This window comes from Mesorhizobium sp. P2_E6, from assembly GCF_056403835.1.
Window position 1 is genome coordinate 135,785 of sequence record NZ_JBFUEQ010000015.1, and the last position, 17,295, is coordinate 153,079.

12 protein-coding genes and 2 pseudogenes are annotated in these 17,295 nt (G+C 59.8%); 7 read left to right on the forward strand and 7 right to left on the reverse strand.

Going from position 1 to position 17,295, the window contains the following annotated elements; all coding sequences use genetic code 11:
• Positions 1–74 precede the first annotated feature (74 nt).
• Positions 75–911: a universal stress protein gene (locus AC1D08_RS29695; RefSeq protein ID WP_477304543.1), complete on the reverse strand. Its 837-nt coding sequence runs from the start codon at positions 909–911 to the stop codon at positions 75–77.
• A gap of 166 nt (positions 912–1,077) precedes the next feature.
• On the opposite strand from AC1D08_RS29695, the gene AC1D08_RS29700 reads away from it, so the two are divergent.
• The gene (locus AC1D08_RS29700; protein WP_477304541.1) at positions 1,078–1,476 is read left to right on the forward strand and encodes a c-type cytochrome; all 399 of its coding nucleotides are present in this window, start codon (positions 1,078–1,080) and stop codon (positions 1,474–1,476) included.
• Positions 1,477–1,687: 211 nt separating this feature from the next.
• The gene (locus AC1D08_RS29705) at positions 1,688–2,518 is read left to right on the forward strand and encodes a membrane-anchored protein (protein ID WP_477304539.1); all 831 of its coding nucleotides are present in this window, start codon (positions 1,688–1,690) and stop codon (positions 2,516–2,518) included.
• Positions 2,519–3,238: 720 nt separating this feature from the next.
• Here AC1D08_RS29705 and AC1D08_RS29710 read toward each other — a convergent pair.
• The 5 genes and pseudogenes from AC1D08_RS29710 to AC1D08_RS29730 form a co-directional block, all read right to left on the reverse strand.
• Complete coding sequence (locus AC1D08_RS29710) at positions 3,239–4,570, reverse strand: carbohydrate porin (RefSeq protein ID WP_477398170.1); 1,332 nt, start codon at positions 4,568–4,570, stop codon at positions 3,239–3,241.
• A gap of 388 nt (positions 4,571–4,958) precedes the next feature.
• A pseudogene (locus AC1D08_RS29715) lies at positions 4,959–5,174 on the reverse strand (ATP-binding protein); the annotation flags it as partial.
• A 495-nt stretch (positions 5,175–5,669) separates the two neighbouring features.
• Positions 5,670–5,999: pseudogene (locus tag AC1D08_RS29720) on the reverse strand (IS110 family transposase); the annotation flags it as partial.
• Between the two features lie 313 nt (positions 6,000–6,312).
• The gene (locus AC1D08_RS29725) at positions 6,313–8,103 is read right to left on the reverse strand and encodes an adenylate/guanylate cyclase domain-containing protein (protein WP_477304535.1); all 1,791 of its coding nucleotides are present in this window, start codon (positions 8,101–8,103) and stop codon (positions 6,313–6,315) included.
• A 1,724-nt stretch (positions 8,104–9,827) separates the two neighbouring features.
• Positions 9,828–10,916 (reverse strand): IS110 family RNA-guided transposase, encoded by a 1,089-nt coding sequence (locus AC1D08_RS29730; protein ID WP_477304533.1) that lies wholly within the window; start codon positions 10,914–10,916, stop codon positions 9,828–9,830.
• Between the two features lie 226 nt (positions 10,917–11,142).
• Between AC1D08_RS29730 and tnpA the strand changes: the two genes are divergently transcribed.
• From tnpA to AC1D08_RS29755, 5 genes are all read left to right on the forward strand, one after another.
• Positions 11,143–11,613 carry an IS66 family insertion sequence element accessory protein TnpA gene (tnpA, locus tag AC1D08_RS29735; RefSeq protein WP_477304531.1) on the forward strand — a complete coding sequence of 157 codons (471 nt, stop codon included), beginning with the start codon at positions 11,143–11,145 and terminating at the stop codon, positions 11,611–11,613.
• 753 nt (positions 11,614–12,366) lie between these two features.
• Positions 12,367–13,290 (forward strand): helix-turn-helix domain-containing protein, encoded by a 924-nt coding sequence (locus AC1D08_RS29740; RefSeq protein ID WP_477399648.1) that lies wholly within the window; start codon positions 12,367–12,369, stop codon positions 13,288–13,290.
• Positions 13,291–13,405: 115 nt separating this feature from the next.
• Complete coding sequence (locus tag AC1D08_RS29745) at positions 13,406–14,434, forward strand: catalase family peroxidase (protein ID WP_477304527.1); 1,029 nt, start codon at positions 13,406–13,408, stop codon at positions 14,432–14,434.
• A 49-nt stretch (positions 14,435–14,483) separates the two neighbouring features.
• Positions 14,484–15,416: an NADP-dependent oxidoreductase gene (locus AC1D08_RS29750; RefSeq protein WP_477304832.1), complete on the forward strand. Its 933-nt coding sequence runs from the start codon at positions 14,484–14,486 to the stop codon at positions 15,414–15,416.
• A gap of 10 nt (positions 15,417–15,426) precedes the next feature.
• The gene (locus AC1D08_RS29755) at positions 15,427–15,834 is read left to right on the forward strand and encodes a cupin domain-containing protein (RefSeq protein ID WP_477304526.1); all 408 of its coding nucleotides are present in this window, start codon (positions 15,427–15,429) and stop codon (positions 15,832–15,834) included.
• Positions 15,835–16,998: 1,164 nt separating this feature from the next.
• Here the strand turns inward: AC1D08_RS29755 and AC1D08_RS29760 are convergent.
• Positions 16,999–17,283 (reverse strand): muconolactone Delta-isomerase family protein, encoded by a 285-nt coding sequence (locus AC1D08_RS29760; RefSeq protein ID WP_477226053.1) that lies wholly within the window; start codon positions 17,281–17,283, stop codon positions 16,999–17,001.
• Positions 17,284–17,295: the final 12 nt, after the last annotated feature.

A 17,295-nucleotide genomic window follows, 5' to 3' on the forward strand; every position in this document is an offset into this window, starting at 1 on the left:
CATGTTCACGGTACTTCGCCTTGTGACCGCTAGCGAGCGATCCAAGAATACCGTCACGGAACGCCGGTCAGACTTCATCGCGCCAGAAAGACAGGCAGCGATTGATCTTCAAGCATCGACTGGGTCACGCCACCGAAGATGCGCTCGCGCAATCGCGAATGGCCATAGGCGCCCATCACCATCAGGTCGGCTGCTGTATCGACCGCGTGCTGGCGAAGAACGTCAGAGACGGAATGGTTTGAACTCGGCAGTCGGTCGACCGTAACCTTCACGCCATGCCGGGCGAGATAGGCCGCGGCATCGGCACCAGGTTCCTGTCCATGGTGGTATTCGTCCTCCACCGGGTCGACCATGGCAAGGTGCACTTGGTCGGCGCCGATTAACATTTCGAGTGATTCACGGACGGCGCGCGATGACTCTAGACGAGCATCCCACGCAACCAGCACCCGTTTCGGCCTGAGTGTCGGGCGCGTCCCCGGGGGAACGATCAGCAGCGGCTTTGCGGATGAAAACAAGACGCCCTCGATCACTTTATTCTTCAGCGTCTCTCCAGCGAGCAACTCCGGTCCGATCACCGTAATGTCGGCATAGCGTGCACGACGACCAATTCTTTCGTCAGCCCCGCCAACCTCCGGGTATTCGTTGGAGACATCGGCCGAAAGCGCCCTTTTGGCCAGAAAAGCCGACACGGCAGTGGCCCGCTTCTTCAAACGCCTCTCATCGGCCTGCCGCTCCTTCAGCCAGTCTTCTGAAACGATTGCTGCATACTCTCCGACTGGTGGCGGCGCGGCGATGGCAACTACAAGAACAGCAAGATGGGCGCCGATCTCATCGCAAAGCTCGGCAGCGAGTTTGAGATCGTCGTCACCCATATGCGGTCCCGTAACCGTAAGTATCGTCCTGAAAGCCATGGCGGCTGCTCCCGGTCCTTGTGTCAAATTCCATGACAACGATAACAAGACCGTTCGGTATGCTCATTGCGCTGAATCAAAGACCATGCAGACGCCCAATTGATCGGGATCAAGATATGTGCTGGTCGGCGCGGTAGGCTCAGCCGATCAATCGGTGGATGCGCACATGAGATTTTTGATCGCAGCAATTCTCGCGACCATGGCCTGGGAAGCGTCTAGGGCGCAGGAAATGAGTTACGGCCAGGCAGAATATCTGAACTCCTGCGCTGTCTGTCACGGCATCGACGGCAAGGGCGACGGACCCTTGCGCGACCTGCTGGTCAAGCGTCCGGCCGACCTGACGCACCTTTCCGAACGCAATGGCGGGACGTTTCCCTATTCGAGGGTCTTCGCAATCATTGACGGCCGCTACGCCACACCAAGCCACGGCGACCGCGAGATGCCGGTCTGGGGTCGTCAATTCCTTGAGGACGATGCAAAAACCTACGGCCCCAGTGGGGGCGAGGTGGTGACCACGGAACGCATCCACAACTTGGCGGGTTACATCGCCACGCTGCAGCATTAGACCCAGGCTGCGAAGATCGCCAAATGCCCCATTTGCGCGGACGAAACGAGTGGCGGGCAGTGAGGACTACGAGGTCGAGTACCTTGCCAAGAAGGCAGGCATTACAGTCCAGAAGTCAGGCATTACAGTCCAGCAGGCAAAGGAACTGAGAGCTAACACGGCAACAATGGAACGGGAAGCCAAAGCACTCGGCAAGCGGTGACGACTTCCGATGAGCTACTCCAAGATCAGACGAACGATCAAGGAAGTACTCGTCTACAGGTTTTCCCGCCCCAAGCCCCCGCGTCATCCGACCCGGTTCATCGGGCCAGTGCTCGTCGTCGGCTCCGCCCCTGGATCTAACCTCCCCAAGGGATTCGACGAGAGTTTTTCGGTTCTCACCGTCAACGGTTCCCAGTCGGTGGCGAGGAAATGGGGCATCGCCAAACCTGACGCGACCTTTCTCCATTTCAACCAAGTCGACGGCACGAACGACAATGCCGTGGCCGTACGGCGCGTTCTCAACGGCGAAGAGACCGGCATCCTGTATGTGATGCGCTGGCAGTTCGGAGAGCAGCGCCTGCGCGATGGCCTCGCGGCATTTAACTATCGGTACGACCAGCTCCGGATGGTTAGCACGTACCAGCGCATTGCCCTGCACGAGGCGGTCATGGGCACGCGCCACAGCGAGTTGGACAATGCACGGAAGTTTTCGAACGGGATCACCGCTGTGCTCTATGCATTCAACAGCGGCGCGTCGACTGTCGTCATATCGGGCATCAATCCCGGCTCGACCGGCCATGTCTACAACGAACTCGGCTTGAGGAGGCTTCATAGCGACATGGACAGCTCGATCTTGCTGAAGCTACGCGGCCGTGGCGCCAATCTCTTCACGGCCGATCCTGAAGTCGCGGTATCGACCGGGCTGCCGCTGTGGCAGGCATCCCCAGTTCCACTGCCAGTCTGCGGTGCTCTCTCAGATGGCGATACGACAGCTGCTCCCGCGGCAACCTTGGCGTTGGTGAGCCCGAGGCCTGCTCACGTCGCCGCTCGAGGCAGCTAAGTATTACTGGTTAACACCGCCCGATGCTCTGTAATTGCAATAGTGTTAGCTGCAGCTAGGCTGATGTGGCAACGAAGTATTCGCACGTGTGAAGCGGCCGGCCATCCTGTTGCTCAACGAGTAGACGCCCCGCGGGTTTCTGGCCAGCGGGGCGCTAAACTGAACCCTGAGCGAAGCTCAGCTCTGCACTCATTCAAGGTTCCCAAAACGGAGAAGGTTAGTCTCCAGCACCCTTCCCGCTACCACCTTCAAAGTCCAAACAATTCTCCGGTCCCCTCATGGCTTCCCGGTAGCCCAGCGTTTGCAGGGTGTGTGGCCAAAGGCTGGGGAGTGCCGCAGCGCCCCAAGCGTGCAAATTGCTCTCTGAACGCCGATCATTCTCCGAAGCTGGGGAGTAGCGCTAAAAATCCCTAGGTTTTGACGACAGCAATATCAATGGTCTAGCGCCGGCCTTGCTGCCGCCAGTTTTGCGGTTCGCTCGCCTGTCCAAACAAGACCACAACTATGCCATCTCTTGCCAGGTCCGGCTTGCACCAGCTCCGGACATCGCCAAGCCACTACTCGGACGTCGCGTTTGGGGCCGGAAGTGGACGGGCAGCTTTTCGGGAAGACAATGTTAAGAGCAGCCGTTCCGTTGGCACCTCATAGCGGCCATCCAAGCTTATTGCTCCCTTAAATCTGATGTAACGAACGCGTGCGAGTCACTCCGGCGAGAGCAGTTCAAAAGTCGATGGTGCTTCTGACTCCAACAACGAGGGCGTTGGGGATTGCCTGGCCGGTCGCATCATCCGCAGCTCCTCCGCCGGGATGGACAATGTACTGGAAATCCGGCTGAATATTCCACCATGGTGCCGCGACGAAGTCGTAATTCACCTCGAATATGGTCTCGCCGGAACGTATCGGATACGCTGTGCCTGTTTCGGTTGCGGTGTCTCTATCAAGATTCGATGCCGCATGGCTGATAGCTGAATGACTAACGCCAACGGTCAACGTATCGTCTTTGCGCGTTGGCGATAGGCCCGTAAAGGCCAGGCCTACGTCGACACCCCACGCGACCAGATTCCTGTCAGAAGGCGCCAACTGCCCGCGCAAGAAGCCACCGACTTTGGTGCCGCTTCCCTCAAACAGCGTCTGGTCGACCAGCGCGTAGACACCCCAGTTCCCCGAATGCATGACCGAACCCACCGCTTGAGGCGACGCGAGCGGCACCACACTGCCCGAACCGCTCAGGCCATATCGCTCATCGGCAAACGTGCTGGTGTGATACCAGCCGCCGAGCTTGTAAGAAACCGATGGCCCGTCCGCAGCACCGTCCGGATTGAGTTCGTACGCCAGTTCGGCCATCAGCAGGGCGCCACCGGCCGAACTGAAGGTGGTGCCGTGTAGGTTGCAAACCTGCGGATCGTTTTGGCAATCTCGTCCGGCCGGGTCGCCGCTGAAAAGCCCACTGCGCACGACAAGTTTCGGCTTGAGGTAAACGGCTGAAACCACACCGAGCGTCGCAAGCGGATAGGCCGGTCCGCCGCTCGGCAAATCCGAGGCATTCAGCACAGGCCATCCAAACGCACCGTTTAGCAATTTCCCGGCTGAATTGCTCGTTGCGAAATCCTCGTCCGCCGCAACCTGCCCCAACCTGACAAAACTGCCGTCTGCAAACGTTTGCTGGACCCAGGCGGTGAAGAGCCGCGTCGTCGGAACCGCATCGATGTTACTCGGATCGCCGAGGCTGGCAACCTCAGCGGCGACATTGCGATCATTGAGATCGTGTATTTGATACACCGTCACATGGGCAGATCCACCCTGCCACCGACCCATCTTCTCAAAATCGAGGTCCAAGTTGACGTCGAATCGTCCTTCGTAGGTCGCGCCCTGGCGGATGCCGCCACCCGCCACATCCATGACCTCGCTCACGTAATCGAGGGTGAACTTAATGCCTTTGTCCTCAAGCGCCGTCCGGTCGCCATTCCAGTCCCCAGTGAGGTGATCCCACTGCCAGATTGAGCTACCTGCTTGGCCGGACGCGTCGGCGGCGCCGGCCGGAGCCGCGAGCAAGATTAAATCCGCCAAAAAAATGAATGACAGCGACCGTTGCAACCGACCGCATCGGGACTTCACTTGGCATCCTCCACAATAGGCAAAACCTCGACCACAGACATCATCCCACGACCTCGTGCTCAAGGATGTGGCAGTGCATCACAAATCTCCCGACGTGCACCGGCTCGAGTTCGTTTTCTGCGTTCCGATCAAAATCCCGGCGGCCGGCCCAGCGAATTTGGTGCCGCTGCCGTTGGCTGTCAATGACGCGGAATCGGACCTCGTATTTTCGCGCAAAAGGGACCCCGGCTTTCGGTTGTGGGAGGCACGCCGGTAAGCGCCCGATCAGGCGGAGCTGGTCGGGGTTGCACAGCCTGATCGGGCGCGGCTGATTAGCTTTTCGGCTTTAGCTTTGAGATCGGCTTTTGAAGCGCCAGGACTCGTTTCCGGTCTCGACGATCTCGCAGTGGTGAGTGAGGCGGTCGAGCAGCGCGGTGGTCATCTTGGCATCGCCAGCGAAGACGCTCGGCCATTCCCCGAAGGCAAGATTGGTGGTGATGATGATCGAGGTGCGTTCATAGAGCTTCGAGATCAGGTGGAAGAGCAACTGCCCGCCGGCCCGGCGCTATCATAAGCAACCGGCGTAACGCCCTTGTGGCTCCACCGAAGATTTGCGTAGTTGGAATCCCCCGACTGAAAAGCGTAGACGCCTTCCATAGGGCCATTCGTGCGGTTAAGCGCCTCCAAGAGATACTGCACTGGAGGCCGCGCCTGTTGGAAAGCTCCTGCGATTGCTACGCGACCGTTAAGGCATATTACCACAACTCCTGCTAAGCCGCTAAACCTGCTGAAGGCAGCGCAGAAGCTACCAAGTCGGCATCGCTTAACCGCTATCCCCAGGTTCCCACCCGGTTGGACCGTGCCGAAAAGAATAACTGGCTGAGATTTCGAACCCGGACTGCGAAGGCTGCCAGGCCCGACATTCGACCGTGATCCGTGGGTGCTCGATGCGAATGATGTTAAACGAATTTGCAGCTTGGCGAAGCCGCGATGAAACCGCCGTTCCCGCTTGAATGAGCAGCGCGGCGTAGCCGTCGACAAGGTAGCGCCGTGCGCTCGGCACGAAGCGCATAGTCGGTCGTGTCACGGCCTCGCAGATGGCTTCTGCGTCTGCAGCATCATTCTTCTGCCGCTTCAGATAGGGCTTCACATACTGTGCCGGCAGTAGTCGCACATCGTGGCCACGTGCGATCAGCTCGCGAGCCCAGTAATGCGATGAACTGCACGCCTCGATCCCCACCAAGCATCGCGGCAAGCTCTCGAAGAACGCCAGTACGCGCCTACGAGTCAGCTTCCTGCGAACGGAAACCTCACCAACCGCATCCACGCCGTGCACTGGAAACACGGACTTCGCAATATCCAGACCGACCGTCATAACGTTGCTCATCATAGCGCTCCTCCATCTCTGATCCCCCGAACATACCGCAGGGAGGGAGGAGAGCCGTCCACCGCATCAGAAGCGGACTGGCAGCTTCACGGTGCGGACCGTGAAAACCGGACGTTCAGGTGGACGTGGGCATGGTCGTTATCTAACCCCGGTGGGGACAGCCGGCTTGGCCGCATCAGGGGCACGGACAGCACCGATCCTGCTCAGCCTACAATTTCGTCGCGGGTTAGACGCCCCGTATTTTTTGAAGCACAGGAAGGAGACCCGAGACGATGTCTTTCTGCAAGACAGACAGCTCGATTCCAATTTGCATTTAAGCCGGGAGGCCAACTTTGCTGAGGCCCTCGGACAGATGGTCAACGTCGGCTTGATCGCGGAAGGGGAGCCGTCCAACATGCTCGGCAAAGGAGTATTTCGGATTGATCTCCATCAGTTCGCGCCAGACCCGGCCGGCTTCCTCGGCCTTGTCCAAATGGCCGAGCGCGACAGCAAGAAAGGCGCGAGAGAGGTCGGTCTTCGGGGCGAGCTGTATACGCTCCCTGAACAGCGCCGTGGCAGCTTCGAATTTGCCGGCGACAAGATAGGCGGAGCCGAGAAAGTGGATGTACAGCTGCTTCAACGCGGGATCGAGCCGGATGGCTTGTTCGATATGGGGAATAGCCGCGAGGGGCTGGCCGCCATAGATGTTGACGATGCCGCGCGAGTTGTGCGCCTGAGCGTAGTTCGGATTGAGATTCAGCGCCGCGTCCGCTTCAGCCGCGGATCGGTCGAGATCCTTTTTCCATAAGTAGAAGACCGAGGCGACATAGTGCACGAAGGCAACCTGCGGACTCTTCTGCAGGGCTAACTCGACATCGCGCTCAGCCTTTTCAAGCGACTCGCTCCAGCCATCCGTCCAATGGAACTGCCAGTTGAGCACCTCGGCCATTGCGAGGCCGGCATAGGGTTCGCCATAGCTCGAATCCTGGGCGATCGCTTGCGCGAACAGGTCGATCGAGCGCTCGAACACGTCGCGGTTCCTGATGGCCCCCCACAGCGCCTCGCGCCCGAGCAGGAAAAAGTCGTGTGCCTTGCTGCTGGTTGTTTTGACAGCACCAAGCATCGCGGCTTCGCTCGGGCTCAGTTTGATCATCAGCGCGTCGACGATCCGCCGGGTGACCTCGTCCTGGACCTCGAAGACGTCGCTGAGTTCGCGATCGAAGCGGTCGGCCCAAAGGTGTCCGCCGGTTTCCGCATCGATCAGCTGTGCGGTGATCCTTACACGGTTGCCGGCGCGGCGGATGCTCCCTTCGAGCACTGAGCGGACACCGAGTTCACGGGCCACCTGCCGCACGTCGACAGCCTTGCCCTTATAGGTGAAGCTGGAGTTGCGCGCGATCACCAGCAGGCCGCTGACCTTAGAGAGGTCGGTAATCACATCCTCGGTTATCCCGTCGGCGAAATATTCCTGCTCAGGATCGCCGCTCATGTTCTGGAACGCCAACACGGCAATTGAAGGCTTGTCGGGCGGCGCGAGCTGTGGCGAAGGCTTCTCCGGCACAGCGGGCTCCGCAGGTGTCGCGGGCTTCGCCTGAGCGGGGACTCCGACTTGCAGCGAATAAACTCGGACCGGATCGGCGATATTTTTGAGTTGCACCGCGCCGCGATCGTTGATTGCGAGATCGAGCCTCGCCTTGACCTGCCAGTATGCTTGCTCGGAGAGACAGATGCTGCCAGGCTCGCAAATGCCTTCGAGCCGCGCGGCGATATTGACGCCGTCGCCCATCAGATCGCCGTCGCGCTCCTCCACGACATCGCCCAGATGGATGCCGATGCGAAAGTCGATGCGGCGGTCCGGCGGCAGCCCGGCATTGCGCTCAACCATGCCATTCTGCACCTCGATGGCGCAGCGCACGGCCTCCACGACGCTGCGGAACTCGACGAGGGCTCCGTCCCCGGTGCGCTTGACCACGCGACCATGATGCACGGCGATCGTCGGATCGATCAGATCGCTCCGCAGCGCCCGCAGCCGCGCCAGGATGCGATCCTCGTCCGCGCCGGCGAGCCGGCTGTAGCCGACCACATCCGAGACCAGGATCGCTGCTATTTTCCGGGTCTCACTCACGTCGTGCTCCCTCTATCCAGCCTACTGCAGCCAGATCAGTGCCGTCCTTCTCAACATAGAGCCGTTAAGCACAGGGAAGATAGCCCCGAGCCATTGGTCGGATGGTCCGCATAGGATCGACCCGAGTCGTTCGAGACAGGTCGGCGAAGCGCCAGACCTGGCGCAATCAAGACGTCCAGCCCTGTCAGCCGCGTCTGCTTTGAGGCAGCGGCTAAGCAAATCTCTAGGGCCGACATGCGGCGCATAGCAGACATTCAGTCGCTGACCGACCGCGCCTCGGTCGCTTCATCCCCTCCACGTCGCAGAGCGGAGAACGGCCTGCATATGCTCTGCCAAGTCGAGCTCACACCTCCCCTCGATTTCTAAAAGATACCGAGCCTTGGCTAGGCAGTCCGCCTCCCCAACTGCAGGGTAGCCGCAGATGGCGAGCAACGCCCTCTCCTCCTCCCGGCTCGCTCTGTCGGACTGGCTGCGGCCACCGCCCTTGTGATGCAGGGCTTCAGCGAACGCAGCATAGCTTATGCGCCTCCATCAGCGCTTGCAGACTATCGGACGGTCCTCGGTCTTGACCTGGCGGTTCGGTACAGAGCGCCGTTGCCGCAACTGTTGAGGCGACGACTGCGCTGCCAGAATGGAGGAGCAAGGCGCGGCGGTTGATCCTAGACGTGGCGGACTCTCCATTTGCTTTGAAGCCTATTAAGCCAGTGACCTAAGCCGGCTAGACCGTAACACGATGGTTTACGCGTTCCTGTCAGGATGGAGAGGCTACTGGCAGACGACAGTCAGGACAGCCAGGCGATGCGCAGCGCCGGCGGATGGCGGCCCGACGAACCCTCCGGTGGACGCTTGGATTTGGTGGCGGACGTATCGCCTGCGCTCTTTCCATCGGGACCGTGAAGCCTACGCATCCGCAGTACGGAAGATGGCGCCAGCCGGCAAGCCAGCGCTCGGCCGCTATCTTACGGCCGACGCTGGCGATGTCGGCAATCGGGTCCGTAGTAAGCCTCTCTCCCGGCAGCCGAACCGGCCGCCCATCGCTAGCCACCGCAGGCCAGGTCGACGCGGTTCGACTTTGACTATCCACCACCTCGTTGTGTGCCGGCGAGAGGCTGCCTCAGCGCCGTCCCTGACTACGCCCCTTTCCCGGCCTCATCCTCATCAAAGTGCGGAAACGGCTCCCGCACATTGCACTAACTCACGGGGATAGCTGAGAAATCGACATTCTCGCAAGGTGCAGTAAACATGCGTACATTGCGAAATCACTATCTAACGCATTGAAAAACAAAGACCCGTCCGCCGCGCAATGTGCGGCCTTTTATCCTGCCATCTTAATCGGTTGTTTTTGGCGATACTTTGTAACCATCGTCTTTCCTCCTTCAGGATGCGATAATATACGAATCTATGCTCTGCGCTACGATTCCGCGTTCTGGCGTTGAGTTCCGATGCGCCGTGCAATCTTCCGCGCTCTGCGACGGGCTGTTTTGGCTGCATGAGTGCAGCGCTCGAACCATCGTGGCGCACTTTTCCATCGGACTGACGGAGCATCGTCACAGGCAATCGAGCGCGGTCCGGCCGTCTGTCGATCGGCGCGGCCGCAGGCAGGATAACGTGCGTTCCGTCGTTCCTGGTCTGCATCGGTCCTCATCCGCCGGAGCGGATCTCCCTTGTTCAGATGGCGTCGGTCAGCGGGCCGGCGCCATGCGTTTCAAATGCCGCCGCACTGCTCATCGATGCGCTCCCAGCAGCTTGCGGTCCTTGACATGGGCGCGCCGCTCGGCGGCGTCCTCACTCGCGGCCGGATCGCCGACGTAGAACGTTCCATCGCTCCACATGGCGTGCATGATCACCGCCAGCTTGCGTGCCACCGCGACACAGGCTTTGCGGTGGCAGGAGCGTTTGGCGATGTCCCGGCCCCAGCTCTTGACCCTGTCCTTGCCCTTGAAGCGCGTCATCAAACCTGACGCCGCTTCGTAGAGTGCGCGCCGCACGTCCGCGTCGCCGGCCTTGGAGATGCGGCCCTGAACGTCGATCGAGGTGCCTGACTGCCAGCGCCGCGAGGTCAGGCCAAAATAGGCCGCGACGTCGCGCGAGCGGTGGAAGCGGGTGGGATCGTCGATCGCCGTCATGAACGAAAGCGCCGTCACCGGACCGACGCCGGGGATGGCCATGAAGCGCCGGCACGGTTCGCTGCGCGCCACCGTTTTGACGACGAGATCGTGCAGGCGGCAGTACTGTTTCCACAGTGCCGCGCGCGCCGACAGCATCGCGTCCATCAGCTCGCTCGACAGCGGATCGTTCGCCACTGCCACCCGCACCGCCAGATCGAAGGCTCCGCGTCCGACCTTGCCCAGACGGATGCCAAACGACTTCAGCGAATGGCGGATGGCGTTCTCCAGGTCGAGGAACTTAGCCTTCAGATTGCGCCGGTGGGTCAGCAGAAGCCGCGTTCGATAGCAGCTTTCCGACTTGATATAAGCCTGGCGGAACCAGCCGGTGCGCATGATGTGGGCGATGCCGAGTGCATCAGCCTTGTCGGTTTTGTTGCGCTGCGCCGACATCGCGGCGCGCACGTGTTGCGTCTCCAGGCAGATGGCCGGCAGGCCAAGTTTCTTGAGTTCCGGATGCAGCCAGGGCGACAGCGAGCCTGCCTCGTGGCCGACGCGGCGAAGTCGCCCGAGAAAGGGCTTGAGGATTCCGAAGATCGCTTCCGGATCGGTCACCACCGCCGCCTCCAGATGCACCGCGCCCTCGTCGTCGACGACGCAAACCGCTGTCTCGTCCATCGCCACGTCCAGTCCACAAAAGAATTCCATCGTCCGCCTCCTGCGCTGTTTGACAGGTGCAGAATGTGCCGCCGAACTGCCGACCATCGCCAGCGGAGCCGCGGCTGACACACAGCTTTGCAGCCCTTCCATGCGACCGCCCCGATTACGGGCGGCAATCTTAATCGGTTGTATGTAAGCGTCCGGTCTCTGCACCCAGATTGAGTAGTGCATTTGCGCGACATGTCGGGCTCCTTCGTAGCATGGAGGATCTCCGGTGAATTTGAGACATTTCGAGAACAAGGCGCGGCAATCCTATTGGGTGGTTCACGTCGAGGCGTGGCAGCGCAGCGGTCTGACCCGGACGGAATATTGCCGCGTGCATCGCCTGACGAAGGACACGCTTGATCGCTGGCTGAAGTACTTTGCGGGCAACGACGCGGCCCGTAAGCAGGCGGAATTGCGCCGTCAGAAGCGCCTGGAAGAGCGAGCGAAGCGGCAGAAAAAGGGAACTCGGCGGCGCTTTGCGATAAGCGCGGATGTTCGCAACCGTGGTGTCCAGGCGTTCTGGGCCATGCATGTTGAAGCCATGAACTGGAGCGGCATGGCGTTCGCGAATACACCGCTGCGCTGCATCTTTCGCCGTATTCGCTGCGCATATGGCGTGACCGATTGGACGAGGGCGAGGTCGAAATCGACTGGCGGGCGCATCTTCATCCCTCCGCCAAGTCCAGGAGATTCTGGCTGATGCGAGGCCTGGGCTCGCGGTTACATACGTCGAGCAGGCTTCAGTCTTGCTGGCGGGGCCGGTTGAATGCCTGCGGGGCGGATTGATTGTTGGTGCCCCAGCGGCTGCTCAACGGCGCCAAGGAACGCGGATCAGCCTCGACTGATCCTTGCGCCGCGACCGCGACCGTCAAGCCTCGTCGCCGGCAATGTCTTCTGTGGATGGCTCCCGCGATGCAAGGGGTGATTTGACGTTTTGACGATTGGGTCAGGTGCGGTCTTCTGTCCGGCCTGTTGATGCAGTCGTTCATGTTGACCGCTGGCCTTGATGGTATCCGCGAGTCAGGTCCCACTCTGCTTTGCGGGCAATGACGCCCACGACATTCGCACGGGTTATCCCAGCTCCCGGTATGACCGGTTCGCCATCACATCTCATCGCCCTTGCAACTGGTGAACTTCCTTTTCCTTCTTGGGTCAATGTGGTTGGCGCCTAGGGGGTATCTGCAATCCGCCGCGAACATTGAGGGTGAAGGCATCGCCGCTGTCGTAGCCGGCCTCGGCTCCGAGGAAGAAACTACAGCCGCTATCAGCTTGGTAGGCCATGTCGGCTCCGACGCACCCAAATCCTTGCGAAACCTGTATTAAAACGTTCACGCCGCCGGCTAAATCAGCAGCGCGCGCTGATAATTCGCCAGGCGAGCTAAATCCTGTGTAAGCTGGGAGTCTGGTTTTTCGCAGGGTGGACTATGCACGTTTCGCCGGGGCTAGGGCTTTGATGAGGAGCGGCGAAGCGTACGGTCGAGATTTCGCCAAGCGTTTCGGGGCAAAAGAAGCCCCAGCACTGGTATCGAAAACCCTTCGCAAATCGGAGGTAGCCGCAACTTACTTGCGGCAATATTCACCAACCAATGAATTGTCGGACCCCCAGCCGGTGGTAGACGCCTATTTTGCAAGCTACGTCATGCTGGACAATCCAAGCTTCCGCCTCTGGGAGGACGGCAAAGCTGTTCGGGAGGCGCCAGTGCTGGCCGGACAAACGACGTTCATCGACCTGAGGCTTGCCCCTGTTATGCTCGTCAACAATCCAATGGACGCGCTGCATTTCTATATCCCGCGCGCGGCGTTTAACGCAGTTGCGGATAATGCCGGCGTGGCGCGTATCGGAGATCTCGTCCATGAGCATGGCCGCGGCGCAGACGATCCCGTTATGCAGGCGCTAAGCGCTGCTTTGATGCCAGCATTCAGTGCACCGGATCAGGCAAGCCGGCTATTCATCGACTATGTCACGTTGGCCGTCGTGGCGCATGTCGCGCACCGCTACGGATCGATGAAAGCCCTGCCGGCCCGTGGCGGACTAGCACCTTGGCAGCTGAGACGTGCCATGGAAATTCTCGATGCGCATATCGAGGGCGATATTTCCCCCGAGTGGCTGGCGTATGAATGCGGGCTGTCGCCCAGCCATTTTGCCCGCGCCTTTCGGGCTTCGACCGGCCTGCCGCCACACCGTTGGCTACTGCAACGGCGCGTCGACCGAGCCAAGAATGCGCTCACTAACACCGGGATGTCGCTTGTAGCGATTGCGCTGTCCTGCGGCTTTGCTGACCAGAGCCACTTCACCCGCGTCTTCAGCCGCCTTGTCGGCATATCTCCAGGCGCTTGGCGGCGTAGGAAGCATGACTCGACAGATCGCCTCGTCTAAGCAGAGCTTCGTGCGCAAATTCGCCAAGTGCAACGAAAACGGGCAATACGGCTGAAAACGGAGGAACGAGGATTGCCCCGATTGCGTGCGCTCAGCACGGTCAGGGAGGATTTTCGTGCAAAAGAAAACCAAAATTGGTAGGCGCCTCACTAGGTGGCTTGGAGCCGCCGCACTGGTAGTGGCCGCGGTGAGCAGAACCACGTTAGCGGCGGAAGCCCCTGCGGCACCGCCAATTCCGCCAAATCAATCAGCGCAGGATCTGGTCAACGCCCTGCATTCAGCATTTGGCGAGCATCATGCTCGCGCCGTCCACGCCAAGGGGATCCTGCTGGAAGGCACTTTCACCGCATCTGCGGAAGCCGAGACGCTCAGCCAGGCATTGATCTTCTCCGGAAAAAGTCTGCCGGTGGTCGCCCGGTTTTCCGACTTCACAGGCATACCCGAGATTCCCGACACGATTGGCGCAGCCAATCCGCGCGGCTTCGCGTTCAAGATCAAAGCAGAAGACGGCGACGAGGTCGATGTCGTGTCCCACAGCTTCAATGGGTTTCCGGTCGCCACCAGCGATGAGTTCGCGGTATTCCTGCGCGACATCGGCGCAAGCGGCCCGGGAGTGGCTCACCCAAACCCGATCGAACAGTTCCTAGAGACACATCCGATCGCCAAGACTTTCGTGTCGACGCAAAAGCCGCCGCCAGCATCTTACGCCACTACGGCATTTTTTGGCGTCAACGCTTTCACCTATAAAAATGCCGCCGGCAAGGCCGTGCACGTGCGCTACCGGCTCATTCCGCAGGCCGGCGAACTTTACCTAACAGCCGCGGATCTCGCGACCAAAGGACCCAATTATCTCCGCGAGGAGATTCTCGAGCGCATCGCTGCGCAGCCGATAGGCTTCGACTGGTATGCACAGATTGCCGAGGACGGTGACAAGATAGAAGATCCATCAATCGCCTGGCCTGAGCAGCGCAGGCTGGTAAAACTCGGTTCGATTACAATCACGAAGATCGTCGCCGATCAGGCGGCTGCAGACAAAGGTACGCTGTTCCTGCCCGGCCAGCCACATTCTGGGATCGATCCTGCCGATCCGATGCTGACGCTGCGCAACGAGGCCTATCCGATCTCGTTCCAGGAACGGCAATAGTCCGATGGACGAGGATAGGTCATCGCCGCCATCCGCCTATATGCCAACTATGAAGGCCTGCCGCGTCCACAGGTTTGGTCCACCCGAAGTCATAACGCTGGAGATAATTGCCCGCCCACGGCCCGGCCCGGGAGAAGTTCTCGTAAAGGTGGCAGCCGCCGGTGTTGGACCGTGGGACGGTTGGATACGTGCCGGCAAGAGTGCATTGCCGCAGCCCCTGCCATTGACGCTTGGATCGGATTTATCCGGGCTCGTCGAGGCGGTTGGACAGGGCGTCGAGGCATTCCGGGTCGGCGACTCTGTGTTTGGCGTCACAAACAGGCAGTTCACGGGAGCATATGCCGAGTTCGCCGTCGCATCGGCTAGCATGCTTGCGCGGAAGCCCGGCAGCGTGACGGACGTCACGGCTGCGGCGGTGCCAGTGATCGCCGTTACCGCATGGCAGGCGCTTTTCGACCACGCCCAGCTGCAACGCGGTCACACCGTGCTGGTTCATGGCGCGGCAGGCAACGTTGGTTCGTTCGCTGTTCAGTTCGCACGGCAGGCCGGATTGCGGATTATCGCGACAGGCGGTGCCAGAGACCTCGCCTACCTCGGCGAACTCGGTGCAGACGAGGTGATCGACTTCCAGTCCCGTCAATTCGAAACAAAGGTTAGCGGCGTTGATGCGGTTGTCGATCTGGTGGGCGGAGATACTCAGCGTCGCTCATTCCAGGTTCTCAAGCCAGGCGGCTGTCTGATCTCCGCCGTTTCGGTTCCCGACCAGGCCGATGCAGCCCGCTACAGGGTCCGCGCGTCGTTCTTCCTGGTCGATGTGACGACGCAATGTCTGGATATGATCGCCGGCCTCATCGACAGCGGTTCGATCAGATCACGCGTGGGCACAGTCCTCTCCCTTGGCGAGGCGGAGTTGGCCCATGAAATGCTCGAGGGAACGCGACCTCGCGCAGACGGCAAGATTGTCCTCAACATTAGCAACTGATGGAGATCCGATGCGCCTTAAAAGAAAACTTACGATCGTCGCGGCAAGTGTGACCCTTTGCCTAGGGTACACCCTTACTGTCCACGCAGACGACGACAAAGTCTCTCCAGTCTTTGCAGGAAAATTGCCAAACCTTCCCGGACAGACACTGACCGTCCTGCGCGTCGACTACCCGCCAGGCGGCAAATCCGGCAAGCATCACCACGCGGGATCGGTGCTAGCGTACGTGTTGTCGGGAACGATCCGTTCTGAAAACTCTGCGACCGGCCCCTCAAAAACCTACAAAGCAGGCGAGACCTTTTTTGAGCCTGCCGGCAGTGAACATCTAGTCAGCGAGAATGCCAGTAGCACCGAAAGCGCGAGCCTAATTGCAATCTTCGTCGCTGGAGACGGTGCGATTCTGAAGACTAGCGATTGAACCTTGAGCGGCGCGCATGACCCGCAATAAACTGGAAATGTCTGGTTTGGAGATAGCACTGAGAGGCCCTGAAAGACTGCATTGAGGCGCATCGCTGACCGACAGCTTTGGGCCGCTGGCAGACTCGCAGCTTCTGGATGCAAATCTTCGCGAGCGGACATTAATGAGCGGCGTGGGCAACGTCAGGATCTGACCGGATCCTGACGTTCGCTTCATGACTGTCTACGGACTGAAACCAGCCTTTCTGATTCCATATCGTCGGGTTGGAAGGTCATTCATCGCGCCAGTATGGGTGGGAACAGCTGAATTGGCGCGAGCCAATCAGACGGCGTTTGGTCTCCGATATCGTAGTATTTTCGCCCTGATGCAAGGTCATCGGGTTCTGGCCCCGAAGCGTGGCTACGAACTGGCCAAGCGAGCGGTCCGGCTGAATGGCCATCCACGACGTCTGCTTCTGGGGCGGAGACGAGTTCACCTAGAGGCGCATTTCGGACGTCCAGAGCTAGGTCTTGAACTGTACCAATGGTGCCCATTGATCACACAGATTCAGAGAAGGTTTGTTTCGGGTTCGTTTCCCTCTACCAACTGTGTTCGGCAAACGACCGTTTTCCGCATAGTCCGCGAATGCCACCTGGCCAAACGGCATTCTCCGGTGTTGGTGTATGGAAACTGCGTGCGGATTTCTATTGTTCGGATAACGCTCCACTAGCGGTACTGCACCTTTTCCAACAGTGCGAGAATATCTAGTTTAGAGCCAACGCAGTGAGCTGAACTCTAGGTCCGGTATGGAAGCAAAGCCGCCGACAAAAAACGTAGCACGCTGGCAGTTCGTGCTCACGCGCTATCTGGCGCACGTGCTAGAAGTCGATGCCATCAATGCTATCCAAATACCGAATCTAGTATCCCGCTTTGTCCATAAGCAACCGCAATTCGGGCTGAGGCGCGACCCAGAAAGTTCGAAAAGCTTCCAGGAACCCCAGTCGATCGCGAATTGTAGAACTATCTGACGACCGGTTTGGGCCGAAAGCAGGCGGTCCGGTTCCAGAATTAACTAGCGGGAAAGGCGCCATTTTGCTGGCGACCCCATCTCAGCCGCAACGACGTTGCTGACGCGTCGCGCCATAATCGGACCTCGGTGCGACTGCATAGGAACAACAGTGGGCCTCATGGCAGATTGAAACCAGCGTAGGGTTTCAGCGGGACGATTTCGAAGTCAAGCGTCCCCGCCCTCGCCAGCGGCAACGTCGCCAGCATCTCGCGAACCTCGATCTCGTCCCTCGCCTCGACGATCTGGCACGCACCGGGCATATCACCGCGATGCCAGATCTGGCGCGTGAAGCCGATGCTATAGAGATGGCGGGCCTGTGCCCCCTCGCTGGGTACCAGCTGTTCGAAATCAGCGTCGCTGAATTGGTCCGTTCGGCGTCGAGACAAAACAAGAAATTGCATCGGCCTGGTCTC

Bases quoted from the DNA above. Each gene is read 5' to 3' on its own strand.
- AC1D08_RS29695 (WP_477304543.1), bottom strand. From the start codon at position 911: ATGGCTTTCAGGACGATACTTACGGTTACGGGACCGCATATGGGTGAC.
- AC1D08_RS29700 (WP_477304541.1), top strand. From the start codon at position 1,078: ATGAGATTTTTGATCGCAGCAATTCTCGCGACCATGGCCTGGGAAGCG.
- AC1D08_RS29705 (WP_477304539.1), top strand. From the start codon at position 1,688: ATGAGCTACTCCAAGATCAGACGAACGATCAAGGAAGTACTCGTCTAC.
- AC1D08_RS29730 (WP_477304533.1), bottom strand. From the start codon at position 10,916: ATGGAATTCTTTTGTGGACTGGACGTGGCGATGGACGAGACAGCGGTT.
- AC1D08_RS29740 (WP_477399648.1), top strand. From the start codon at position 12,367: ATGAGGAGCGGCGAAGCGTACGGTCGAGATTTCGCCAAGCGTTTCGGG.
- AC1D08_RS29750 (WP_477304832.1), top strand. From the start codon at position 14,484: ATGAAGGCCTGCCGCGTCCACAGGTTTGGTCCACCCGAAGTCATAACG.
- AC1D08_RS29755 (WP_477304526.1), top strand. From the start codon at position 15,427: ATGCGCCTTAAAAGAAAACTTACGATCGTCGCGGCAAGTGTGACCCTT.
- AC1D08_RS29760 (WP_477226053.1), bottom strand. From the start codon at position 17,283: ATGCAATTTCTTGTTTTGTCTCGACGCCGAACGGACCAATTCAGCGAC.